Source organism: Vibrio sp. Isolate22 (assembly GCF_022398115.1).
Lineage (GTDB): Bacteria > Pseudomonadota > Gammaproteobacteria > Enterobacterales > Vibrionaceae > Vibrio.
The window spans coordinates 21,057-43,014 of record NZ_JAKEUW010000045.1 but is presented as its reverse complement, the minus strand read 5'-3'; the positions used below and the strand labels follow the sequence as shown (position 1 = coordinate 43,014).

Sequence of the window (21,958 nt, the reverse complement as noted above, 5' to 3'; positions counted from 1 at the left end):
ACGTTCATCAAAGCAAATATAGAATCGATAAAGCCTTGAAGCGCACGTAACGGGAGAGAGAATATCCCTTTAACCATCAAAGCTGTTTCAATAGCAGTATCAGAAAATTGAAAGCCTCTACCTCGTTTACCATGGTGACTTTTACATTGCCATGCTTCAACGGCTGAGTCGTCAATCCAAAACGTTACTGAGCCTCGCTTGCACAAGGCTTCATTATACTCACTCCAGTTCGCTATCTTCTTCTTCTTCTTCGACTTACCCATAACAACACCATGCTTCTACTACATGGGATCAGATCGCAGGACTGAGAAAAGGTTCCAACGGATTTAGTCAACAACGCCCACTCCACTTTGACTAAACCTTTTTTGTAAAAAATCACACATGGCTCTCAGGGATATTCGATCCCGAACTGTAGGTATGGATATTTCACGTGGAGGCTTTCCTCTCCCTTTACTAATTAAGCTAAGTTTGTACTTTGTAAAATCGTAGCTCCCCGCTATCATTTTTCGAGAAAGGATTTTTATTTGTTCTTCTTGTTGATTTCGAAATGTATATTGATTGATATTATCAATACCAGTCCCGCCGGAGTAGACAATTATTTCTTGAAAAATTCGAGTTAAATTTTCTTCTGAAAAATGCTCATCGAATTGAGTCCTAATATTCTTCATTATAAATTACAGCCCAGTTTAGCTAGAAATCGTAAGCATTTGCGACAAAGCTAACTATATCATTCCCGTTTAATAATACGGTTATTGCAAAAGGAAGTAGGTATAAGGAGCTAATATATAGCTTACGATATTTCCGGTTTTTTAGCGCAATATCGATTTGATATTGTGTTGGATGCGGTTCGACTTTTGATTGGTCAATTGCTGAATAAAAAGTATCGTATAAAGCTTCTGGATAGTCTGCGGGAGCTTGATTCTCGCACTTATTGAGTGCCGCTTCATACTCTAAAGCTAGGTCATTACATGATTCACCTGTTTTCTCTAGTTCGATAGCTCTAACATATAGAGTCTTAAGGTGCTCATAATTTTCTTTTACGGAAGCAGCTCGTTCTTTATAAGATAAGCCATTCATAAACCCAGAAACCACTAGAACTAAAACGGAGTAAATCAGCCAGATAGATAGAGGGTATCATTTGGCACAGGCTAAACTGGGCAACCGCCTTTAAGATGAGAAACAGAAAAGACATGTTGAAACGGTTACGTCAGATGAAAAAGTGGAAGCTTGCGTCGCTTAGCTCGGTCATTCTCGTTGTCGCTTTTTATCTCAATCATCAGCTCGGTAATAGCATGTCTTGTGTTGATGAGGCTAAATTTTTAATCGGGCAATTGAATACGGCTTTAGATGCTGCTGAGCAATATTCTCATGATAATGGTTCTCTGCCGCCAATCACTTCCGATACTGACCCGAGGTTCGGCTACCTAAATATCAATCACTTAATTGAGAATCCAAACTTACCAACATGGCAAGGGCCGTACCTACCTTATGACGATACGTGGATTGGTGGTGATCAGTACATCGACCACCCAGATTACATAGCGACTCAATTACTGATTAAGGAAAAGGGGAGTCGATGGGTTCGAGGAAGCTCGGAGACTGGTTGTAGTGCGTCGTCATCAGCCTGTTCTCTTGCTGCTTGTGTTTGGTTGGTGCCAACCAAAGTGGCGCAAGAAATCAATCGGATTGTGGACGGTAATACGAGCGAAGAAAACTCGGATGCGACAGGGAAAATACGTTACGACAACGCTTTTAGTGGGGCACTGGTATGCATGATTGGAGATGATTATCCAATGCCTTCTATCCAATGAAGCAGAAGATTACCGCGTCATTTATTAGAAAAAATAAGCTTATGACAAAACGAGCCAGGTATAAAAGCCTGGCTCGTTTTACTTTAAACGCTATTAGTTTTTGCGCTGCATGCTTGGCATTTCTGTCTATATGCCTAGCTTGCTCTATCTATGGGGTTGATTTGGTTGAGGTAACGAGAAAGGGCTTCCACTAAGTCTGACTTAATCAGTGGTTTCGTTAACACTTCATTTGCACCTGCCTCAATGAAAGCTGTGGTTGATGTTTGCATGATATCGGCAGTCCAGCCAAAGATAACAAGATCATCATGTCCAGCTTGTCGTATTTTTCGAACCGTTTCCAACCCATTCATTTTCGGCATATGGTTATCGATAATGACTAGGTTGAAACGACCTGTTTCTATGTGTGTTAAAGCCTCAAAGCCACTATTACAGGTAATACACTCAACGTTTAGTTTATCCAAGAAACCTTTGGCGATGATAAGGTTCATTTTGTTGTCATCTGTCACTAGGATTTTAAATGGAGACAGGTCGACTTGCTCTGTTATTGGATGCTTTTCATCTTCGGCCTTAATGGATGGTAGGTTTATAACAAAGCTGAACTTGCTGCCTATACCAAGCTCACTTTGTACAGTAAGTTTGCCGTTCATCAAGGTCACAAGCTTATGGCAAATGGCCAATCCAAGTCCGGTCCCACCATAATGTCGAGTCGTTGAGACGTCGGCTTGCTCAAACTCATTAAAGATTGAGCTCAATCTTTCTGCTGGGATGCCGATGCCTGTGTCTTCGACCGTAAACTCCATCGCAGAGTGAGCCAGTGGGTTGATACTGACAGTAATTGAACCACTCGCTGTAAACTTCAATGCGTTCCCAACTAAATTTAGAATGACTTGTCGGATCCGAACTGAATCGCCGCTGTAGACAGAGGACGCATTGCTGTTATCTTGCAAAGAGAACTCAATGCCTTTTTCTGAACATAAGGTTTGATAAGTGTTTAATACGGGGTTAGTGATGTCGCACATTTTGAATGAGTGCGGATCAATTTCTAAACTGTCATTCTCTATTTTGGCTAAGTCTAGAATATCGTTAAGAATGGCAATTAAGTGCTCGCCTGAGTCGAGGGCTAACTGAAGAACTTCTCTTTGCTCTGCTTTTTCCAAGTCTTCAACCAACATCTGTAGAATACCCAGTAAGCCATTCATTGGAGTTCGAATTTCATGGCTCATTGTCGCCAAGAATAGTGATTTTGCATCATTGGCTTGGCGTGCATTATTTGCCTGTTCTTCTAACTCCTTCTCAAGCTGCTTAAATTCTGTGATATCACGTTCAATGGCGATAAAGCGTTCAACGTCACCTTTAACGTTGCGTAAAGGCACGATATCAATATCAATCCAGTAGGGCGTTTTGTCGATCGCGTAATTCAATATTTCCGCTTTTACTTGGTTCCCCTGTTGAATCGCAGAACCTATTCGATTTGCCGTGCTAACAGAAGTTCCTTCACCTTGTAGAAATGAGCCTGGTCTTAACCCTTTGATGGAGTCTAAACGATAACCTGTCATTCGTTCAAAAGCGCTGTTTACCCACTCTATACGCCCTTTGTTATCCGTTATCACAACGCCATCTCTGGCGGTCTTGACTACGGTGGCAAGAAGGTGACTTTCACGTTCTTGTTCTGCTAGCCGCTTGTTGGATTCCTCTAGCAGTTTTTTGGAGCCAGCCAATTCTTTATGAGGGTTAACGAACAATTTTTGCCCGATAAAAAACACTAAAATAGAGCTGAGTGCTAAGACAACCAAAAGCCCATTTAACAGCTCCTTCAGTAAGCTTGAGAGCTGGTCGGTAACAAATGAGCGGCTTACCCCTTGGGTTAATACTAAGTCTCCTCTTGTTAAAGCCGTTTGAGTCAATAACCAGTCTTCCTCACTGTATTTATTGGTAATTGGTGTGTGTGAATCATGGCTATGTGAGTGTGTATGGGCGTCATCTTGTTCGATGAGAGAAGCGATCGGTGGGCTGACTTGGCTAAGTTCGTACCAACGTTCTCGATTGGTGACAAAAGAACCAAAGAAATCATCGTAATCGACAGCGGTTTCACCATATAGCACGCCTACGAAATCAGTGCCTCGAAGTAACGGCATAAATAGTTTTATACAAATATGATTGGTGTCATCGTGCAAAAGGTACAGAATGCGATCGTCAACTTCTTGATTCGCAATTGCTTGAAAGATAGCTTGCTCTTGCTTTGATGCAGGGTGACGAAATGTATCTTCAAACAACAACTGACCAGTGCGATCTCGCACGGCAAATTGCATCGATTGGTTCTGTCCCTTGAATCGCTCTAGATTGAATGACAGGCTCTCTATATTTGAGCTCGATGCAGCGTCGATGACTCCTTGATATTGCGAAGCTAAAATGATGCGGTCTTCTGCAACCTCGAGGTATTTCTCCATAAAAATTTTGGCCGATTCAAGCTCAAAGCTGCTGTTACCGCTTTGCAGTTGTTTGACGGTTGATTGGCTGTAACTAGAGAGCAAATAGAGTGAAATACCGCCGTATGTCAAAGACGTAAGCAAGAGAAAGAGTACAAGCAACACTTTGGGGCTAATTGAAGATAGCTTTGCCATGCTTAAATGACTTCCATGTTATTTTTCAGAGTTATATGAAAAATATAGGATAGATATCTTGTTTATGAGCTTGTTTGTCCTTTTTGTCGAATAGTCTAGGCGATGACTTACTCCACTCTCTTTTCCCTTGGTTAGCCGAGAATTTGAAAAACGCGCTTAAATATCTATGCTTAATATACGAACGCTAATACGAAAGGGGTATGTTAAACATGAATGCCACTCCCATTAAAATTCTGTTTGTGTGCGTGAAGAAAGGTGTAAGAGCGGCTATCGCGAAGGCGATGGTTGATCAGCAATCTAACGGGATGATTCAAGCTAGCTGCTCTGGTTTTGAGGCGGGACAAACCCCTCAAGTTATCTTAGACGAGCTGTCTAACGTACTTGACCTTGCAATAAGAGGCGAGAGTAAAACTGTATTTGAATACAAGAAGACCAATGAAAAATTCGATTATGTGATTACGCTTTGTGATCAATCGAGCAATGAGCAGTGCAACTTATTTGTCGGATGCGTCAACGTGGTTTGTTCTCACGTACCCCATAGGCTCCATTGGGCTATCCCAAATCTGGTTGCTGCCCTAGAGCTATCAGGGAGCGAAAGGACTCAGTTTGTAAGAGAGGTTGTAGAACAGATTGATCTCAAAGTGACGCAACTTGTGGCAATCGCAAAAACAGAAGGCTAAATGGTCTCTCAGTTTTCATAAAAGTGGATTTACTTACCTTACTGGTAATTTGGTTTTTGTCTTTACCTGTCCAAAGGCGAAGCTCGATTCAATCGAAGCAATATTGGGCAGGCGCGTTAACTGCTTGCGAATAAACTGCTCGTAGCTTTTGAGAGACTCACTCACCACATGCAATAGGTAGTCGTGATTCCCCGTCATTAGAAAACACTCCAACACTTCATCAATCACTTCAATGTGCTGCTCAAAGTCTCGCATGTTCTCTTCAGTCGGCTTTTCAAGTTTCACCAACACAAACACATTTACGGGCAGCCCGCACGCTTCCTGATCGACACTGGCGTGATAGCCACGAATGATCCCTTGTTTCTCTAATGCTCGAACTCGGCGTAAACAAGGGGAGGGAGAAAGCGCTACGCGGTCGGCTAACTCTTGGTTGGTGAGTCGTGCGTTGCTTTGCAGTTCAGACAGTATCTTTTTGTCGATCTCATCCATTGGCATATTCCATCAATATCAAACCGTACTCGGCAATATTATTGCTCAAAGTGTATGTCTTACTTCGTAAATAGCAATCTTTAACATCTATGTAACACTAAAATTAAAGGAGGTACAACAAGGATGGAATGACTTAGCAATTATGAATACTTCTACTCAACTTAGCCCACTGCGCAAAACCACTAAACACGAACAAGCAGAAGCTCTTGCCATTGAGCAAGCAAAACACTTTGGTATTGATCCAAGCAGCGATTACGGTACCACGCTGGTGGAATTGGCGACGACGCTGTACAAAGCCAACACCAAAACACACGATCTTTGGGCATTGACGGTTGATGGCCTTTCAGAACTGGACAAGAGTGACCGTATCGCTTGGTTTAACGCCAAACGCTTTTTATCGTTCCAGATCGCTAAGATCCTCGATAACCTGCAAAACCCGATGCGCGCGACATACCAATCCATTGCGACTAACAACGGTAATTTCGCCTCAAAAGGCGCGTATCCGATTTTCGACAATGTGGCGGCAATCTTTTCCGCAAGCCCGGTGATTACGCGCACGGCGACCTATCTGTTTGCTTGTACCGAATGGATTGAAGATGCATTCAACGGTAAAGAGCCACTGCACGATATTTACTCTCGATTGCTGAACCCAACCTCAATCTCTCTGGCGAACCATATGGTTGATCTTGAAGCAGGATCAAGAGCCAATGAGTATCTTGCGTGGAACTTTAACTCGGGGATGGCGGCCATAGATGGCTTGCTCAGTCACTTGCTAGGGCATGAAGACATTGTGTTGGCTTCACGCAACATCTACGGCGGTTCGTACCAACTGTTGGAAGACTGGTTTGGTAAGCCGTCGAACTTGAATGTCGCGGTCGAGTGGGTGGATGGTTATTCTGGTGATGAGTTTGCGACTCGTCTTGATGAGGTCGCACGCAAGTATGCCGACCGCCTCGCTGCAGGTAAGAAGATCTACGTCTATCTTGAGTCACCGTGTAACCCACATGGCTACGTGTTAGATGTTGCCAACATAAGTAAGGCGACTCATTCTCGTGGTTGGGATGTGATTGTGGATTCGACTGTTGGTACACCACTGCTACACCCAGTACTCAAACGTGATGATGTGATGGAAAGGCCAGATTATGTGATTCACTCGTATACCAAAGAGTTGGCAGGTTCTGGTACCACCACAGCAGGTGTTGTGATTGGCCGTAACGAGACCATGTTTGTGCCAAAAGGAGAAGAGGTGACTTTTACCAAGCCCAATGGCGATGAGGCGACGATCCCTTGGAACGAAACCCTGTTTTGGAATGTGTATTACATTAAAGGCGCCTTCTTAGATGCAGACAAAGCGTTTGAAGTGCTCAACGGCATGAAAACCTATGAGATGCGTGTGGTGCAGAAAACCATCAACACGCTGACTCTAGCGAAGATTTTTGATGCTCACCCAGACATCAATGTTTCATGTCCCGCTTTACCAGGCAGTGATAACTATGAACACTGCCAGAACAACATGTACTTAGGGCTTCCAGCCGCACTGTTTACAATCGATATGGAAGGGAACGGCAATCGCGCACCAATCAATCGAGATGGATTCAAACAGTTCTTCGACATGCTTGAACCCGCTATCGGTATGCAAGTAAGCCTTGGGCAAACCAATACAGTGGCACTGTGTCCGGCACTGACCACGCACTCAGAACTCAGCGACGAAGCACTTAATGAGGCGGGTATCAAACCAACGACTATGCGTATCTCGATTGGTTTAGAAGATCCTCGTATGTTCATTGCACACATTATCGAAGCCGCCAAGTTGTCGATTGACCGCAAACATGTTGATTTCTCATCAAGCTTCCCAAGTAACGAGCACATCGACGAGATCTATATGCAAACTTATATGGACGTACACCAAAGGTTTGTGAAGAGTCTGCCCAAATTTGGACAGCTTAGTCAGTAAAGAGCTTAGTCAGCAAAGAGCTCAGTCAGTAAAGAAACTTAAAGCTCAAAGTAGCAAGTAAGGGCACCCTACAGACGCATGAGTCGGTAGGGTGTTTTTCTTTATGTGTTCGATTTTTATTCTTTACGGTCGGTTGTAAATAGTTCGGATAGCGAACTTGATCGCGTGTCATCAAATGGCAATTAACGCTTTCTGCTGGTGGGTAATATGGCGTCAGATTTCAGAGCACCACTACTAACTAAGAGAGTATTTTATGTTCAAGAAAACACTGATTGCCGCTTCTTTAGCTATGACAGCTGCTTACTCAATTGCTGCTCCAGCGCCCGTTCAGGAAACGGCACCAGTCGCTGCAGAAGCGCCACAAGTTGTTGTATTTAAGAACGTTAATGTTTTCAACGGAACTGAAAATAAACTGTACAAGAATCACTCGGTTGTCGTCACAGATAACAAGATCACCGCTATACTAAGGGCGAGGCAGACATTCCAGCAGACGCTCAAGTGATTGATGGTGAAGGTCGTACACTGATGCCAGCCTTAATTGATGCGCACATGCACTTAACCATCCCAAAAGGTTTGCTAGGTACTGATGATATGCGCTGGACAGAGATTGCTATCCACGGCCAAGAGTTCGCAGAAATGTATTTAGACATGGGCTTCGGTACGATTCGTGATGTAGGTGGTGCTGATGGTTCATGGACAGATATGGAACGTGATGGTCGCCTAAAAGAAGTACCGCGTATTTACGCATCAGGCGCGCCTATTGCACCTATCGGTTCGCATGCCGATGTTGGTTTACAGTCTCGTCGTCTTACTGATTCACCACAAAACTTGGAAATCCTTAATATCATGAGCAACGCGAATGGTGTTGAAGAGATCAAAGAACAAGCTCGATACAACTACCGTCAGGGGGCTCAGTTCACTAAGGTGTTCCAATCGGGTGGCGTGTCTTCGAAATTTGACCCATGGCAGTACAACTCTTACCTAGACGATGAGATGAAAGCCGCAGTGGCAATTGCAGAATCTTATGGTTCTTACGTTGCAACGCACGTTTATTCTGAGCAAGCGATGCATCAAGCGCTCGACCTAGGTGTGAAGTCTTTAGAGCATGGCTTTATGTTCAAAGCAGAGATGGCGGATAAGTTCAATAAAGAGGGAGCATTCATTGCTACAAACCTCACCGCATTCTCACCAGATCTTGCGACCCCACTGGAAGACATTACACTGGTTGGTGGTCGTGATACTTGGTTTGGTGAAGGTAACGATGCCAAGAAAGATGGTTCTCACCTAACGGAAATGGACCTTATCATGAAAGACGGTAAGATCTTCAAGAACACGCTTTAAGATTGAACACCAAAAAGTCCGGCGAATTAGCCGGACTTTTTTGTTTTGTGGATCGCTATCCTGAAAGTTGGGGTAAGTCCCTTTAGTTAACATCCTCGAGTGGAATAGTAGTATTGGGGCTCGCTCAAAGTGCTAAGCAAAGAGTAATGGAATAAGCAATAAGTAGAGATCTCTTGAGGTATATTTGCGGTGCCTCTGGGAGTGAAGTAGAGAATTTTTTTGCCTTCGTTAGTAGGCTTCCGGTCATAAACGCCCCATTCCTCTTGAGGTATATCAGAGTATGCTTTTAATCGCTCCGAAGAAAAATCAATCACTTTAACAATCTCTTCGTAGGTTGGCTTGATATAGCCCCACTGAGTCTGAACTCTTGCTCCATTAAAGGTCACACTACCTGCGGATAACTTTTCTTTCCCTTTAATAACCGCTTGAGAATAGACCTGTTGGTTGGCTTCTTTTACACTTCCGCCTAATCCATGTAACGATGCTATTTGCGCATCAGAACTGAGATTTAAGAACCTCGGCGCCGCGATGACTGCAAGTACGCCCAAAACAACGATAACCACAACCAGTTCAATGACTGTAAACCCTTTACGACTCTTCAACACGGCTTTGATCCTGCCCAAATTTACGAACCAAGAGATCATACCGTGTGTTGCATATCCCTTTGAGAATATAAATAACTTATGAATGGATCCTGATTCGGAACATTCAGAGATGGGACTTTCAACTCAATAACGCGGACATTTATGGCTTTAAGTTACGCCTAACTAAGTCGTGCATTTGCTTTATTGTCATTAGTGCTAACCAGATGATCTCTTCTACTGATTGCTGACCGGCGGTTGAAGTTGGGTGGTTGGCATCGGTTTTGTTGGTCAGTGTCGGCAATTCATGGACGCGATTATCACGGATGGTGTTGATTAAGGCATCCATCGCATCATGTATTAGCGTCTCTACTTGTTGGGAACCTTGGTATTGGGTGCCTTTTCTTACCAGCGGAACGAGCAAGCAGAGATAATGGCTTAGTAGGCGATAGTGGCTCAACATATCTTCGTAGTAGTGAGGGTCGGCGCGAGTGTGTTTTGGCTCTTGTTGCATCTCATTGTAAATCAGTTCAAGGTCGCTTTCTGCGGTTAGCATGGCGGCACGTTGCTTGGTTAGTTCAATATGGTCATGTTGTTCGGCATCAATTTGAAGTTGTTCATAGCAATACAGGAACAAGTTTTTTGAACTATTGAGTGCTTTTATCGCTTGATTATGGATCTCTTTGCCTCGCCATTGAGGCCATAGCAAACCATAGCCCAATAGAACTATCGCACCGCCAATCACATTATCGATCAAACGTGGCGCGGCGAAATCGAGCCCTTGGTGTGCCATGGTTTGGTAAATCAAAATCAATAGCGCGGTAATACAACCAATAGCCAATGAGTAGTGGCGCATAATATTAAGCATGGCGACGGGTAAGAGTATCGCGATCAGCACTATCATTGTTGTGGCTGATACACCGAGTTGAATCAAAGACGTCGCAAACAATACGCCGGCAGCAGTGCCTAAGCAGCGTTTCCAAGTTTTACTGCGTGTTGCCAAAAAGCTTGGCTGAATCACCATCAGCATTGAGATAAGTACCCAGTCAGGGCGAATTAATTCATAGTATTCTGCGATGCCGGCACCAAGGGAAAACATTAAACCTACACGGGCAACGTGGCGCCAAATAGGGTTATCTCGTTTGGGTAGGCGAAATGATAATTCGAACGGTTGTACTTCAAAAGACCGCTCATACGCGGGTTCACTCAACTCAATACGACGTGAGATGTGTTTTACGGCGAACGCCCAATAACGGAAGCGAGGTTGATCTTCTAGCTTCACCGCCTCAATCAAATCATCGGCTTCTTGTTCTAAGGAGCTTAAGTGCTGTATGTCTTCATTGGTGTTGTGCAGAAGTTGCTTGGCTTTATGTTTTAATCTTTGCTGGCAATGTTGGCTCCAAACTAACAGTAAATCACGCTTGTGCTTGTTAGATTGAAATTGGTTTAACAGATCTGGATTGCTGGTGTGGCTGCTTATTACGATTTCAAATATATCGATAGCGAGGTATAGAGCTTCCCGAAGTTTGTTAGCATCGTCATGTTTAGAACGGAATGACTCAGACTGTAGAGCCTGCTGGAACAGCTCGATGAGTTGATACTTGATACGTCTTTTTAACGCCTGATTTTCTCCACCTAACAAGAACTCTTGGCGATATTGAATGTAGTCTGCCAATGCTTCGTAAATTGCAGCTAAGCAGACACGTAACGCATAGTGCTTCCACAGCGCAAACCATAACCAACTAAACAGTGCGAAAGTAAGAGGCCCAAGTATCAGCATAGGGTACAAGCTGAGTGTGGTTTTGGAGCTGTGAAGTGACAAGGTGACAATAGCTATCAACAGGCTAGACATGCCAAGTCGTCCCCAGAATGGACCGTTTACTGCAGCGCTCGCAAGTAAAGCACCTAAGAGACCAAAGGTTACCCATAAAGGCAGCCCGCTAATAAGTAGCAGATAACTGACTGCTTGAGTTAACGCCCAAGCGGTAGCGGTAATAGCAAAGCGAGTCCAACGCTTTGGGCCAGCAGAATCCAGCCCACTAATTAAAGCGGCAGGCATTGTCATCAGCGCGGTCATCGCGACAGCCGTTTGATTGAATAACACACCTAAACCAAGAAACAACACAATGGCGCTGGTGGCTCGAAGCCCAAGATTGACCGAAGGGGAGTACCAGATTTTACGTAGAATGGCAGGGGAGAACGTCATAAAACCTCTTTACTTGCTGTGTCTTATTCAGTGTAACGCCAAACTCCATTGTTGTGCTGGTTTCAATCACAAGTTGATAAATTGAGAGTATAGAAACCTCTCTGTTAAGGGAGTATGGGGGAGGCGATAAAGAAAAACCTGCCATGTTCGGCAGGTTTTATTGTTCGAGTACCAGTGAAGTTCTAAAGGTAGAGTGCTTGGTATTCAATAGAATTTGAAGAAAGTGAGATCTTACTCAATCCAATCTTTTCGTTACGATTATATTCGTCGATAGTGTGGTCAAACCCGTAGGCCGTTGAAGGCGCCATATACTGAGTAACACCCTGACGGGTCACTGTTATTCCATCATGTCCATGGCCGCAAATGACTTCACGCACGCCGTATTTTTGAAGTACCTTCATTAAAATAAAATCGTTCTCAAGACGAATTGCTTGCATCCAATCGGCACCGACGGGAATAACAGGGTGGTGAACAACAACGATAGGGCTGTCGGCTTTTCTCAGCTGTCTTTTTAGTTGGGCGATGCCTCGATTATCTATACGCCCTGAACCGAGTGGGTGAACACTGTCTTTAGGTTTGAAACTCGAATCGAGAAATAGAAATTCGCGCTCACAAATGGTGGCTTTATCGGTGACAAAAATCGCCGAGCCTTTTAGTTCTTCACGCATTAAGCAAGAGTCATCATGGTTGCCTGCAATCGCGTAAATCGACTTAGCACTTATATGTTGCTTAATGAACGCTTCCAATCCAACGTAGTCGCCAGGTTTTGGATTACAACAAATATCACCGGTTATGAAAATCGTATCGCAGTTTGGATCGCTATCCGCAAACTCCAACGCTTTACGCAAGTTGTCATAGCTGGCGTTATCTGAAAGGTGGCAATCGCTGATTTGATAAATGGTGTTCATTGATGTAATCCGGTTAAGACCATGAAGTTAATTGGTGACAATGTAGGTAATAAAAATGCCCACCAGATTGGCAGGCATTTATAGGGATTAGCTAGCTTTTGACGCTTTGTGCTGTTCAACCATAAAACTAATTGCATCGTCACTTAAGCATGACTTACTCACGTATTGGCGCTGCTTGCCAATATGAATGATAAAGCCAAGGTCAGTCTGCTCAAGCTCGTCGATCTGGCTCCACTTTATCGTGTTGGTGGTCTTATAGTTTTTGTAACTTACGCCGTCTAAATCACCTTGGAAAACTACTTTGCTACCAGCGCCGGAACTGATTCTTTGTCGCCACAACCACCAGGTTCGTTTGCAATACACGCTGAACGCTTCAATCACACTCAATACAATGAAGAACCAGCCAACGTAGCCGCTTGGCAATAGTTCAAATTCAAGTAGAACCCAACCAAAAAGAAGGAACAAAAACGCCTTTAAATACGCTTTTGGAAATTGAGTTGGTACGCTCGTTTGATCATAACACTCAGCAAAGAAAGCTTTGTCGAGGGTGTACTCTGTGGTGAAACCGGAATCTTTAGACATGTATGGCTACTTTAAGGTTCTCTGTAAATGGACAGTCGTGGGCAGTGGTCCCACGCTGCAATCTCGCAACTTGATTATTGTATCGCTTCTCACTGCTTTTATTTAGAAATTTTGGGTCTGTTTTGTAAATCGATGATACTGGTAAGTCGTATTTAAGTTATTAGTAATGCAATGCTTGAATAAGGTGCATGCCAGTAAAGTACAAAAGGACTCTTGTTGAGAGTCCTTTAGTCTGTGGGGATGTTATGAGGCCTCTGGTAATTTTAGAGTGCATGTCTATCAATTACATAGTAAACACAGGCGACATACCGCTGTCTTGCCCACTCATTAGCAACAAGCCAATTAAGACAAGTAAAACACCACCAAACAGTTGTAAGTAGTGACCTTCGGCTCTGAGTGACGCGCTGTTATTCTTGTTACCTGCTTCCAAATAGCGTTTTACCAAGTTCTTACCTGTTAGTGTCATTATGGCAATCGTCGAGGTCGTGAACGCGGTACCTATCGCCATGGCAAAGGCACTGACAACGCCCATCCAATATAAGCCAACCATATTGGCGAAAAGCAGAACCATAATCGCACCTGTACATGGCCTTACGCCAATTGTAACAATGATGCCTGCATATTCACGAAGTGTTGAAGCTTTGTTTATAGCGTCTGCATCGGCAACATGCTGGTGGCCGCATCCACAATCCGTATGAGAATGGTCTGCGTGAGCGTGTTCTGCAGGTGGTTTTGCGTTTGATGGGTTCAACATGATTGAGCCAGCAGGTGCTGATGAGCGAAGCGCCATCGGTGATTGGACTGAAATTGACGAAGACGTATCGGCAGCTAATGTAGTTATGGCTTTTACTTTCAATTTTGGTTTGCGGATTGAACGGTAGATGTTTCTAAGTGCTTTCCAACAGATCAATGCACCGACCAATGCAACTAAAGCAAAGCTTAATGAAACAAACATGTTTGCTTTGTCATTCACTATTCGCATAGAAGCGCTAAAGCCCCATAGCAAGACGCTTACTAATAGGATCGCGACTAATGCTTGTAAAAATGCAGAGACGATAGTCAGAACTAAGCTGGCTTTTGCTTTTGTTGGGTGAGTAGCTAAGTAGGTCGAAACGATGACTTTGCCGTGCCCAGGGCCTAATGAGTGAAGCATGCCGTAGATAAAGCTGAACCCGATAAGGTAGCTGCCCGCACCCCAAGGGTTTGATTTCGCTTCATATAGAAGGTCAGCAAGCTCTGAATTAACTTCTCTTTGCCATTGAATGCTGGATATGACTAGTGATGGCCACATAACCCACAGCTGGTACGCACCTACCGCAACAAGTACTAAGGCTGTAATGCCCATAAGGTAGTACTTTGTTTTTAATTGATTTTTATGCATTAAAAGCACCTTTATCAGAAATCGTTTTCTCGATGATTAGAGAGACTGAACGAGAACAGACGCTTAATTGTTGAAACGCCTAATCGTAAAAGTAAACCGCCTTGGTTAAGCACCAGGAACCGCGGCACAATGAAGTTCGACCGACTGAGTGAACAGTTGACCTAATGTGTTGTCTGGATCGGCATCGACAGGTAACGACATCGCATAACTCATTTGCTCAGGCGTTGGATTCGGCTCGATAATTTCTAACTTACATTGCCTTGCGAGCTCTGGAGATAACGTCACGTCTTCATTGGCAATCCAAGATATATCGACAAAATAGCTCGGATCAAAAATTAACATGCGAAGCGAATCGCGAGTGACCGGTTTTGGCTTTGAAAGAGGCAGATCGAATGTGAGTACCATTTTGGCTTTATCACGCTTGAACTTCGCATGTTCAGCAACCTGATATTTAATTGGCTCTTCACCGTCGTAGAAATAGGTGAAGTAGTATTCGTACATCATGTTTTCGATGACTGAAGCGGCAAGGTTCTTGAACGTCTCTTCTTCTTTTTCTGGAGAGACGTCTTCGCCGTCCAGCATGTACATAGAGGTCATGGCGTCAAAAGACCACTCCATTGAGAATCCGGTAATCATGCCATCCTCACCCTCAATATGAGTTTTCATTTTTAGCCCTAAACCACCTACTTCAGTAGGTGGTTATCATTCAGTTTGGCTTTGCCTGTAGTTCTACCCATGTTAAATGCTCCCTTGATTTTTAGCGAAGTCAAAGAGGACAAATAACATGAGCAGATATAATCAAGCTTCCCACGTATTTTGGAGATGTCAATATCACATAGTGTGGACACCAAAGTATCGATTTAGGATTTTGAAAAACAATGTAGGTAAAGAAGTTTATCGATGTATAAACGTTTNAAAATAGCTTTAAAACTCTTTAGTAAATTTCCATATTTAAGGAGAAACAAACTCTGGGGTAACCACTTTTGGCAAAGGGGCTATTTTGTCGATAGCGTAGGGGTTAATGAAGAAATCATTCGACGCTATGTAAGACATCAAGAGAAAAAAGAGCGCGTGGAGCAGCAGCAACTGGCGTTGGACTAAACAAAGGCCCCCTTTTAGGGGGCTCACACAAAGCCACCTTCTTTAGAAGGTGGTAATTTACTTCGACCCAAGAGTGGGGGTGTGCTTGTAGGTTCGGAGCAAAAGTCAGTATTGCTAACCAAAGTGGTAAATGCTTAACAGAGCGTAATTGCGTTGAGAAACGACATAGATATCGTGAGGAGAGGCAGCTGAGCACCTTGGTTAGATTAAATAGCTGTTTCATGAGGCATAATAGTTAATTGATGTAATGTTATATTATAACAACCGGTAGTGCTGTTCACATCAAATTTGTGTCATATTTTAGGCTATGTTCTTGGGATAAGCATTTTAATTGTCAGCTGTCGAACTTATAAAAACGCCCCGCAAGTGCGAGGCGTTCTACATTGGGCAAGGAGTTCACATTCTAGAAGAATTTCTTAATCGCTTTTTCAGCACATGCGACATCTAAGTGTCCACCTGGAGCACCGCCTACACCAATCGCACCAATCATGGCATTGTTCAGTTGTACTGGTACACCGCCAGCTAAGAACAGCAAGTTGTCATCCATATTTTGTAGTGGTTGCATGATTGGCTTCTCTGCAATGAGCTTCATCAGATTACCTGATGGCTGCTTCATGCTAGCGACCGTAAAAGCTTTCTTGCGTGAGCTATCAAGCGTGTGGATACCAGCGCCATCTGAGCGAAGTTGTGCAATTACATTCCCTGATAAACCGACGACCGTAGCAGACACCTTGTAACCATCAGCCTCGCATTGGCTAACCGCTTCATGAGCAAGCTTGAATGCCGCTTCTGATGAAATTTGAGTGAAAGAGACCGTTTGTGTTTCTGCTGCCATTGCGTTTTGAGAAAGGCTAAGGAAACCAAGAGTTGCTGCTAGTACAGTTAGTTTTGTCATTTTCATGTTTACTCCATTAAGACATTCTTTTTCGTATATTGGGTTTCGATGAGTGCTGGTCTGATATTGACAAGCCACTCTTAATCAACAGGTTCATACTAACGAACGCTGGATTACCACTGGCTTTCTAGAACATTACAAAGTTGCAATGTTGGTTATATTCGAGACAGGATGTTGATAAAGTGTATTTAAGGCACAGTGAAGAGATAAATGGACGTTAATGAAAATACTGTTGATCGAAGATGACATTCATATCGCACGATTTTTAGTGAATGGTTTTCAGCAAGAAGGGATGACGGTGACTCACGCAATAGATGGTATTGATGGGTTGCACGAGGCCGTTACTGAAGAGTACGACGTGATCATTCTCGATATCATGTTGCCAAAGAAAGATGGATTTGAAGTGCTTGCTGAGCTAAGAGGGCAGGGCTACTCGACACCCGTCATCATATTAAGTGCTAAGCACTCGGTAGAAGAACGTGTGCAAGGATTGCAGTCGGGTGCGGACGATTACTTGGTGAAACCTTTTGCGTTTCCAGAGTTACTCGCACGTTGTCAAACTTTGGTTCGTAGGGGAAAGCAGCCGTCACCTCAAGCCTTAGAGCTGCATTATGGTCCCCTTAGCTTAGATCTTCTTAAACACACACTACAGAGAGAGCAACAGGCGATCACTATCAACCAGAGTGAATTCATGTTGATGAAGTTACTGCTTGAAAATCCAGAATCTGTGATGTCGAAAACGGCGATTCTTGAGCACGTTTGGGGACATCAGTTTGATCCACAAACCAATGTGGTCGATGTGCTGGTGTGTCGCCTTCGAAGCAAAGTGGATAAAGGCTTCTCCAAACCATTGATTCATACGCTTAGAGGTGTTGGTTATGTCCTCAAGTCGTAATATCGAACAAGCGCTAGCTAAAACGCAGAGACACTTGTTATTTCGCTTTATGTCTACGTTACTACTTTGCTTGTTGTTGGTGGAAATGATCGTTGGGGCCATTTTCTTTTTCGATCTTTATCAAACCGAGAAGAAGATCCTTACGTCAATGTCGACGGAGTATCAACGTATTCTGACTTACGATTCTAGCGAGCGTTTGATTCACGTTTTAGAGGCTAACCCCCATCGGTTACTTGAGAACAACATCGCTGCTTATAAGGTTGAAAAGGGTGCTTTATCTGAGAGAACGTTCATCGCGGGAACACCAAACCTATCTCCAGCACAGCCTTTATCTCACTTCCAAATTGATGAAAATCGTTCGTGGTTAGAAAGCTTCATCTTTAGTCCCTATATGTCTTTATCTATTCAAGGTGAGCAAGGTGATTTCTGGTTGGTCTTGGACAATCGTTCGAGAGATTATATCGCTTACAATCAATGGTTAATGACCTTGTATGCCTTACTAGCACTTGTTGCGGTTACTGCGGTGTTTACTCGTAAAATTATTCACAGTGCGATGTCGCCGTTGATTACTTTTGGTGACCTGCTCGATAAACTTAAAAAAGGGCAGTTAGAGCTGCCAAGCCATAGCATTCAGGAAGATGCCGAACCTGAAACACAACAAGGTCTCAACGTCATCAGTTCTAGCGTTCATACTGCTGTTGCCAAGCTCCAGCATGTCACGACAACATTGAATACCACTGTAGATGCGATAGCCCATGATATTCGAACGCCTTTGTCACGTATTACCTTGGCGTCCCAAACTGCATTGTTGAATAATGTCGATGAGCAGGCTATGAAAGATGCATTGGCGGACTGCTCTGAGCATGCGATGCAGGCTAGCAATATGCTTACTGCTTTGATGAAGCTTAACGACGAACTGACTGGCAAGCGCACGCCACAGAAGGTGTCGACACAGGTGTCGGATGTGGTTGGTAATGTTGTGAGCTGGTATGAAGATGTGGCAGAAGATAAACAAATTGAACTTGTGGCCGAAGGTGAGCTTGAGGCTGTTGTTCAGTCAGACCCTGACAAATTGACTCAAGTGTTGGTTAACCTTGTAGACAATGCCATTAAGTACACGGAACCAGAGGGGAAAGTGACGGTTTATATAGAGAAAAATGCTTTGGATAAGGTAGAGATTAGCGTTCGAGATACCGGTGTTGGAATAGATCAGAAATATCAGGACTTGATTTTTGAACGGCTTTATCGAGTCGACAGCAGTCGAAGTAACGTTGAAGGGTATGGTCTTGGATTATCTCTTGCGCTTGCAATGGTTGAGAACTTGGAAGGAAGCTTAACGGTGGAGTCTGAGTTGGGAGCAGGGAGTACCTTTACTCTTACACTGTGATACTTTTGCTTTAAGGTTGCGTTGTATTGACGTTTGATACCGTCATCTCAAACTTTGCACTTTAGCCCGCTCTTTTGCAAATCAAAAGGAGCTTTTCTATAGTTAAGGTAATAACTATTAAAGCTAGGGCAGCATTGAACTCATCATAAAATACCTTCACTTCTGATCTCACCTGTGCGTTTTCAGTTGATGAGCCTTCGTCTTCGATTCAATTCATCGCTGCCCATTCTGGAGGGCTGCTGATGCAAAATTTCTTCAAATTGGCACTTAGATTTTGTGCCGTTTTTTCTCTCTTACTTCTCCCTTTCTTTAGCTCAATGACTTCATCCGCACCACTTAAAGTTGGCGTTTACCCTTGTCCTCCTTTTGTTATTGGTTCGATGGATAATGAGTGGGATGGCCTCAGTATTGAGCTGTGGGAAAAGATCGCCAGGGATATGGGCGTGGAGTTTACGATAGAAAACCATCCACTCGATGAGTTGCTTAGCGCTATTGAATCGGAACGGATAGACATAGGTGTGTCTTGCATTTCAATCACTCCAGAGCGAGAGATTTTTGCTGATTTTTCCCATTCGTTTTACGAAACTCACCTTGCTATCGCAGTGAAAAAGAAAGGCTATCTTGAAACCTTGCACTCGATATTCTTCAACCCAGCTTTGTGGTTGATCATTGGTGTGGTCGTGTTTATTGCAGGTGTCATTGGTGCATTTTTCTATATGCTCGAACATGGTGAAAATCAGAAGCTCTATTCTATGAAAAGCCGAACTGGACGCTGGCTAGAGAGTTTTATTCTTGGTTTACTTTTTATTACTCGAGGCCCATTTAATTACTTTGAGTTTAAGAGTTTAACGGGGCGGATTGCTACGGTGTTTATTGGCGTATTCAGTATGCTTTTCATTGCCAGTATTACTGCTGTGTTAGCGAGTAAACTTACGCTCAGCCAAGGATCTTCTCAGATCAAAGGTATTAATGATCTAGCGAATGTCAAAGTAGGCGCCAAGGTCGCGACTACGTCCTCTCTGCTATTGACCAGCTTTGGTATCAGACATGAGAACTATGTTGATATGCCAAGGCTTTTGGCTGCTTTAGAAGAAGGAGAAGTCGACGCCATTATAGCCGATGATGTAGTGCTTAAATACATGATTGGGAATGGCAGAATGAGTGGCCAATTTGAAGATTTAGAGGTGTTACCGTATCAGCTAGAGAAACAAAACTACGGTTTTATCATTACAGAAAATAACCCTTACGAAGAAGAGATTAACCGCGCTCTGTTGCAAATTCGAGAGTCTCGCAAGTGGCGTAAAATCTTAGTCGAGTATTTTGCAGACAACTAACCGAGACAGCGATACATAGCGTAAGGTATTAGCTGTTAGTCTGCTCTGATTCCAGCGCTGAAGTTTTGCGTTTTTTGTAATGTTTAACACTGGTCCAAACGACATAAGCGGCTACAAAAACGATCAGCGCAGAGCGGAGTAGGATAGGCGCATCATGCTCTAATTGCTTAACATGGGGGGCGATACTGGCAAACAAACGGCTGGTAAAAAGCATCCCCATTACAAACATAACAACTTTATTCATCTGACTCGCCACTCAATTAGATACGTTACACAGAGCATATTCTCTTTCGGTTTGCTTATGAAAGCGGTCAGGAACAACTCTGCTCGAAATAAAAGCATGCGCTTCTTAAACGGCATCGTCAACGCGATATCAGTCTAAAGCCAGTAAGCTAACATTTCGTTTTTGGAAGTGGGAGTAGTTAGGTGTAGGAACTGCGCTTGATCGAAGCGATTATAGACTCATACGAATAATAACCTATAAACGCTTGTCATTGGTGCGAAAACCTTTCGGTTGGCAGTGTTAACCTCAACTCATTAGCTTGCTTTGGCTAGCTCAACCGTCAAGGTGATAGGAGCCTGTAGGTGAGGGTTAATAGCGGCTCTTAAATCTTCTTCATATTGGTCTAACCAAGCGTAACGTTGACGGTATAGCTTTCGTTTTTGGCGTTTAAGCGGCTCAAGATCTTTTCTTGTTGCGCGTAAAGGCAATACATAAAAACACTTGTTGTGTTGCTCTCCGTTATGCTCTTCCCAAAGCTCATCGTATTTTAGAGTGATGTCTTTGCTCTTCTTTCCATAGCGGAATGAGTTTGATACATGGCTCGCTTCGTTGACGGCGTAGATGTGCGTGATGCCCAGGTCTGCAGCCATCAATCTTAGCGTTTCGACGATGAATGATTTAGGTCTTAAGCCGTAAAAAGCTTTGGTGAACGCTCGGCTGAACCCGTTATCGTTGGCTCCACCCTGAACACCACCGATGTAGATATCATTGTTAAAGACAGAGAATGATAGGGTGTACATCTTATTCAATTGTGAATCAGTCAGTGACAGGGTTAGCTCACCTTCTTTTCTTGAATTACGTTCAAAGCTGAGATTCAGCAAGTAAGTTTGTTCACCAATTTCTAGCTCCAAAAGGTTGATTCTTTCGTTGTAAATATTGTGTCGAGCTGGAGTGTTGAACGTATTTTCAAACCAATCGTAATGCTTTGATAAAATTTCGATTTTCTGCTTTTTGCTAAAGCCATTACATAGGTAGGGAGTGACAAACTTAGATAGAAAATTTGGTTGTTTTTTAAATAAGAGCTTTCTCTCATCAGAGTTGAAATTCTCATTCATTTTTTTCGTATCTGAGTAATAAAACAATGCTCGAATTGTAAACTTAGCTATCGCTTTGTACTTGCCCTTGTTTTTATGGACATTAGCGTCAATTCCCATACGAACTACATTCATAATCACCTCAAAAGAAGAAGCATCCCCCGAACACATTCGCGTTGGGTTTTACGTTCTTTACACTCATAAACATCAAGGCTGCGATGATAATGAAAAGTGAAATTTAGGTATGTATGGGTATGTATGACAATGTAATAGGAACAATTACTAAGTGGGTGGATTCTGCGCAGATCGAAGCGGGTAGTTCACTGATATTTTGATGGCTAACGAAAATGCCACGGCAAAGATGCAGTGGCATTGTTTATCTATCGCTTGTTATCAACGCAGGGCTAAATTAAAGTTCTAACAGTTTTGCCAGTTTACGCTCTTCTAGAAGCTCTTCAATACGTTGTCGAGTTTT

The 21,958-nt window shown here is 43.4% G+C and carries 22 protein-coding genes and 1 pseudogene; 9 read left to right on the top strand and 14 right to left on the bottom strand.

Annotation, left to right across the window (positions count from 1 at the left end):
- The 3 genes from L1D55_RS20150 to L1D55_RS20140 all read right to left on the bottom strand — a co-directional run.
- Positions 1-263, bottom strand: a 263-nt coding sequence (locus L1D55_RS20150) for a transposase (RefSeq protein ID WP_239918620.1), incomplete at its 3' end; no start/stop codon positions are given.
- Positions 264-326: 63 nt separating this feature from the next.
- On the bottom strand, positions 327-668 hold the full coding sequence (locus tag L1D55_RS20145; protein WP_239918619.1) for a hypothetical protein: 342 nt from the start codon (positions 666-668) through the stop codon (positions 327-329).
- A gap of 22 nt (positions 669-690) precedes the next feature.
- On the bottom strand, positions 691-1,077 hold the full coding sequence (locus L1D55_RS20140; protein WP_239918618.1) for a hypothetical protein: 387 nt from the start codon (positions 1,075-1,077) through the stop codon (positions 691-693).
- A gap of 113 nt (positions 1,078-1,190) precedes the next feature.
- Between L1D55_RS20140 and L1D55_RS20135 the strand changes: the two genes are divergently transcribed.
- A complete protein-coding gene (locus tag L1D55_RS20135; RefSeq protein ID WP_239918617.1) occupies positions 1,191-1,811 on the top strand; it encodes a type II secretion system protein in 621 nt (206 codons plus the stop codon).
- A 134-nt stretch (positions 1,812-1,945) separates the two neighbouring features.
- Here the strand turns inward: L1D55_RS20135 and L1D55_RS20130 are convergent, their stop codons facing one another.
- Positions 1,946-4,432: an ATP-binding protein gene (locus L1D55_RS20130; RefSeq protein ID WP_239918616.1), complete on the bottom strand. Its 2,487-nt coding sequence runs from the start codon at positions 4,430-4,432 to the stop codon at positions 1,946-1,948.
- A gap of 209 nt (positions 4,433-4,641) precedes the next feature.
- Between L1D55_RS20130 and L1D55_RS20125 the strand changes: the two genes are divergently transcribed.
- Positions 4,642-5,112 carry a hypothetical protein gene (locus L1D55_RS20125; RefSeq protein WP_239918615.1) on the top strand — a complete coding sequence of 157 codons (471 nt, stop codon included), beginning with the start codon at positions 4,642-4,644 and terminating at the stop codon, positions 5,110-5,112.
- A gap of 33 nt (positions 5,113-5,145) precedes the next feature.
- On the opposite strand, the gene L1D55_RS20120 is transcribed toward L1D55_RS20125, so the two are convergent.
- The gene (locus tag L1D55_RS20120; RefSeq protein ID WP_239918614.1) at positions 5,146-5,601 is read right to left on the bottom strand and encodes an Lrp/AsnC family transcriptional regulator; all 456 of its coding nucleotides are present in this window, start codon (positions 5,599-5,601) and stop codon (positions 5,146-5,148) included.
- Positions 5,602-5,743: 142 nt separating this feature from the next.
- Here L1D55_RS20120 and L1D55_RS20115 point away from each other — a divergent pair, with 142 nt between their 5' ends.
- The 3 genes from L1D55_RS20115 to L1D55_RS20105 all read left to right on the top strand — a co-directional run bounded on the left by L1D55_RS20115 (position 5,744) and on the right by L1D55_RS20105 (position 8,896).
- Positions 5,744-7,555 (top strand): PLP-dependent transferase, encoded by a 1,812-nt coding sequence (locus L1D55_RS20115; protein ID WP_239918613.1) that lies wholly within the window; start codon positions 5,744-5,746, stop codon positions 7,553-7,555.
- Positions 7,556-7,808: 253 nt separating this feature from the next.
- Positions 7,809-8,057, top strand: coding sequence for a hypothetical protein (locus tag L1D55_RS20110; protein ID WP_239918612.1), 249 nt, complete (start codon positions 7,809-7,811; stop codon positions 8,055-8,057).
- Entirely contained in the window at positions 8,054-8,896 is an 843-nt protein-coding gene (locus L1D55_RS20105) for an amidohydrolase family protein (RefSeq protein WP_239918611.1), read from the top strand. Before L1D55_RS20110 ends, L1D55_RS20105 begins: the two co-directional genes overlap by 4 nt.
- A gap of 86 nt (positions 8,897-8,982) precedes the next feature.
- Here L1D55_RS20105 and L1D55_RS27595 read toward each other — a convergent pair whose 3' ends face one another.
- The 6 genes from L1D55_RS27595 to L1D55_RS20075 form a co-directional block, all read right to left on the bottom strand.
- Entirely contained in the window at positions 8,983-9,501 is a 519-nt protein-coding gene (locus L1D55_RS27595; RefSeq protein ID WP_345772793.1) for a prepilin-type N-terminal cleavage/methylation domain-containing protein, read from the bottom strand.
- Positions 9,502-9,640: 139 nt separating this feature from the next.
- A complete protein-coding gene (locus L1D55_RS20095) occupies positions 9,641-11,683 on the bottom strand; it encodes an FUSC family protein (protein WP_239918610.1) in 2,043 nt (680 codons plus the stop codon).
- Between the two features lie 182 nt (positions 11,684-11,865).
- Positions 11,866-12,591, bottom strand: coding sequence for a metallophosphoesterase (locus L1D55_RS20090; RefSeq protein ID WP_239918609.1), 726 nt, complete (start codon positions 12,589-12,591; stop codon positions 11,866-11,868).
- Positions 12,592-12,678: 87 nt separating this feature from the next.
- Positions 12,679-13,173, bottom strand: coding sequence for a YcxB family protein (locus L1D55_RS20085; RefSeq protein WP_128160983.1), 495 nt, complete (start codon positions 13,171-13,173; stop codon positions 12,679-12,681).
- Between the two features lie 283 nt (positions 13,174-13,456).
- Positions 13,457-14,554, bottom strand: a complete 1,098-nt coding sequence (locus tag L1D55_RS20080; RefSeq protein WP_239918608.1) for a nickel/cobalt transporter — start codon at positions 14,552-14,554, stop codon at positions 13,457-13,459.
- A 105-nt stretch (positions 14,555-14,659) separates the two neighbouring features.
- Positions 14,660-15,220, bottom strand: coding sequence for a DUF1007 family protein (locus L1D55_RS20075; RefSeq protein WP_239918607.1), 561 nt, complete (start codon positions 15,218-15,220; stop codon positions 14,660-14,662).
- A gap of 118 nt (positions 15,221-15,338) precedes the next feature.
- On the opposite strand from L1D55_RS20075, the pseudogene L1D55_RS20070 reads away from it, so the two are divergent.
- Positions 15,339-15,655: pseudogene (locus L1D55_RS20070) on the top strand (transposase).
- Between the two features lie 403 nt (positions 15,656-16,058).
- Here L1D55_RS20070 and L1D55_RS20065 read toward each other — a convergent pair.
- Positions 16,059-16,556 (bottom strand): heme-binding protein, encoded by a 498-nt coding sequence (locus L1D55_RS20065; protein ID WP_239918606.1) that lies wholly within the window; start codon positions 16,554-16,556, stop codon positions 16,059-16,061.
- Between the two features lie 214 nt (positions 16,557-16,770).
- Here L1D55_RS20065 and L1D55_RS20060 point away from each other — a divergent pair, with 214 nt between their 5' ends.
- The 3 genes from L1D55_RS20060 to L1D55_RS20050 all read left to right on the top strand — a co-directional run bounded on the left by L1D55_RS20060 (position 16,771) and on the right by L1D55_RS20050 (position 20,166).
- Positions 16,771-17,445: a response regulator transcription factor gene (locus L1D55_RS20060; protein ID WP_239918605.1), complete on the top strand. Its 675-nt coding sequence runs from the start codon at positions 16,771-16,773 to the stop codon at positions 17,443-17,445.
- A complete protein-coding gene (locus tag L1D55_RS20055; protein ID WP_239918604.1) occupies positions 17,429-18,832 on the top strand; it encodes a HAMP domain-containing sensor histidine kinase in 1,404 nt (467 codons plus the stop codon). The genes L1D55_RS20060 and L1D55_RS20055 overlap by 17 nt, the downstream gene beginning before the upstream one ends.
- A gap of 242 nt (positions 18,833-19,074) precedes the next feature.
- Entirely contained in the window at positions 19,075-20,166 is a 1,092-nt protein-coding gene (locus L1D55_RS20050; RefSeq protein ID WP_239918603.1) for a transporter substrate-binding domain-containing protein, read from the top strand.
- Positions 20,167-20,194: 28 nt separating this feature from the next.
- Here the strand turns inward: L1D55_RS20050 and L1D55_RS20045 are convergent, their stop codons facing one another.
- A complete protein-coding gene (locus L1D55_RS20045; RefSeq protein WP_239918602.1) occupies positions 20,195-20,410 on the bottom strand; it encodes a hypothetical protein in 216 nt (71 codons plus the stop codon).
- Between the two features lie 293 nt (positions 20,411-20,703).
- A complete protein-coding gene (locus L1D55_RS20040) occupies positions 20,704-21,618 on the bottom strand; it encodes a VirK/YbjX family protein (protein WP_239918601.1) in 915 nt (304 codons plus the stop codon).
- Positions 21,619-21,958 lie beyond the last annotated feature (340 nt).

Excerpts from the sequence above, each read along its gene's own strand:
- L1D55_RS20050 (WP_239918603.1), top strand. The coding sequence starts at position 19,075 with ATGCAAAATTTCTTCAAATTGGCACTTAGATTTTGTGCCGTTTTTTCT.
- L1D55_RS20055 (WP_239918604.1), top strand. The coding sequence starts at position 17,429 with ATGTCCTCAAGTCGTAATATCGAACAAGCGCTAGCTAAAACGCAGAGA.
- L1D55_RS20085 (WP_128160983.1), bottom strand. The coding sequence starts at position 13,173 with ATGTCTAAAGATTCCGGTTTCACCACAGAGTACACCCTCGACAAAGCT.
- L1D55_RS20145 (WP_239918619.1), bottom strand. The coding sequence starts at position 668 with ATGAAGAATATTAGGACTCAATTCGATGAGCATTTTTCAGAAGAAAAT.
- L1D55_RS20075 (WP_239918607.1), bottom strand. The coding sequence starts at position 15,220 with ATGAAAACTCATATTGAGGGTGAGGATGGCATGATTACCGGATTCTCA.
- L1D55_RS20065 (WP_239918606.1), bottom strand. The coding sequence starts at position 16,556 with ATGAAAATGACAAAACTAACTGTACTAGCAGCAACTCTTGGTTTCCTT.
- L1D55_RS20125 (WP_239918615.1), top strand. The coding sequence starts at position 4,642 with ATGAATGCCACTCCCATTAAAATTCTGTTTGTGTGCGTGAAGAAAGGT.
- L1D55_RS20090 (WP_239918609.1), bottom strand. The coding sequence starts at position 12,591 with ATGAACACCATTTATCAAATCAGCGATTGCCACCTTTCAGATAACGCC.
- L1D55_RS20045 (WP_239918602.1), bottom strand. The coding sequence starts at position 20,410 with ATGAATAAAGTTGTTATGTTTGTAATGGGGATGCTTTTTACCAGCCGT.
- L1D55_RS20080 (WP_239918608.1), bottom strand. The coding sequence starts at position 14,554 with ATGCATAAAAATCAATTAAAAACAAAGTACTACCTTATGGGCATTACA.
- L1D55_RS20040 (WP_239918601.1), bottom strand. The coding sequence starts at position 21,618 with ATGAATGTAGTTCGTATGGGAATTGACGCTAATGTCCATAAAAACAAG.
- L1D55_RS20060 (WP_239918605.1), top strand. The coding sequence starts at position 16,771 with ATGAAAATACTGTTGATCGAAGATGACATTCATATCGCACGATTTTTA.
- L1D55_RS20140 (WP_239918618.1), bottom strand. The coding sequence starts at position 1,077 with ATGAATGGCTTATCTTATAAAGAACGAGCTGCTTCCGTAAAAGAAAAT.
- L1D55_RS20095 (WP_239918610.1), bottom strand. The coding sequence starts at position 11,683 with ATGACGTTCTCCCCTGCCATTCTACGTAAAATCTGGTACTCCCCTTCG.
- L1D55_RS20110 (WP_239918612.1), top strand. The coding sequence starts at position 7,809 with ATGTTCAAGAAAACACTGATTGCCGCTTCTTTAGCTATGACAGCTGCT.
- L1D55_RS20115 (WP_239918613.1), top strand. The coding sequence starts at position 5,744 with ATGAATACTTCTACTCAACTTAGCCCACTGCGCAAAACCACTAAACAC.
- L1D55_RS20135 (WP_239918617.1), top strand. The coding sequence starts at position 1,191 with ATGTTGAAACGGTTACGTCAGATGAAAAAGTGGAAGCTTGCGTCGCTT.
- L1D55_RS20130 (WP_239918616.1), bottom strand. The coding sequence starts at position 4,432 with ATGGCAAAGCTATCTTCAATTAGCCCCAAAGTGTTGCTTGTACTCTTT.
- L1D55_RS20120 (WP_239918614.1), bottom strand. The coding sequence starts at position 5,601 with ATGGATGAGATCGACAAAAAGATACTGTCTGAACTGCAAAGCAACGCA.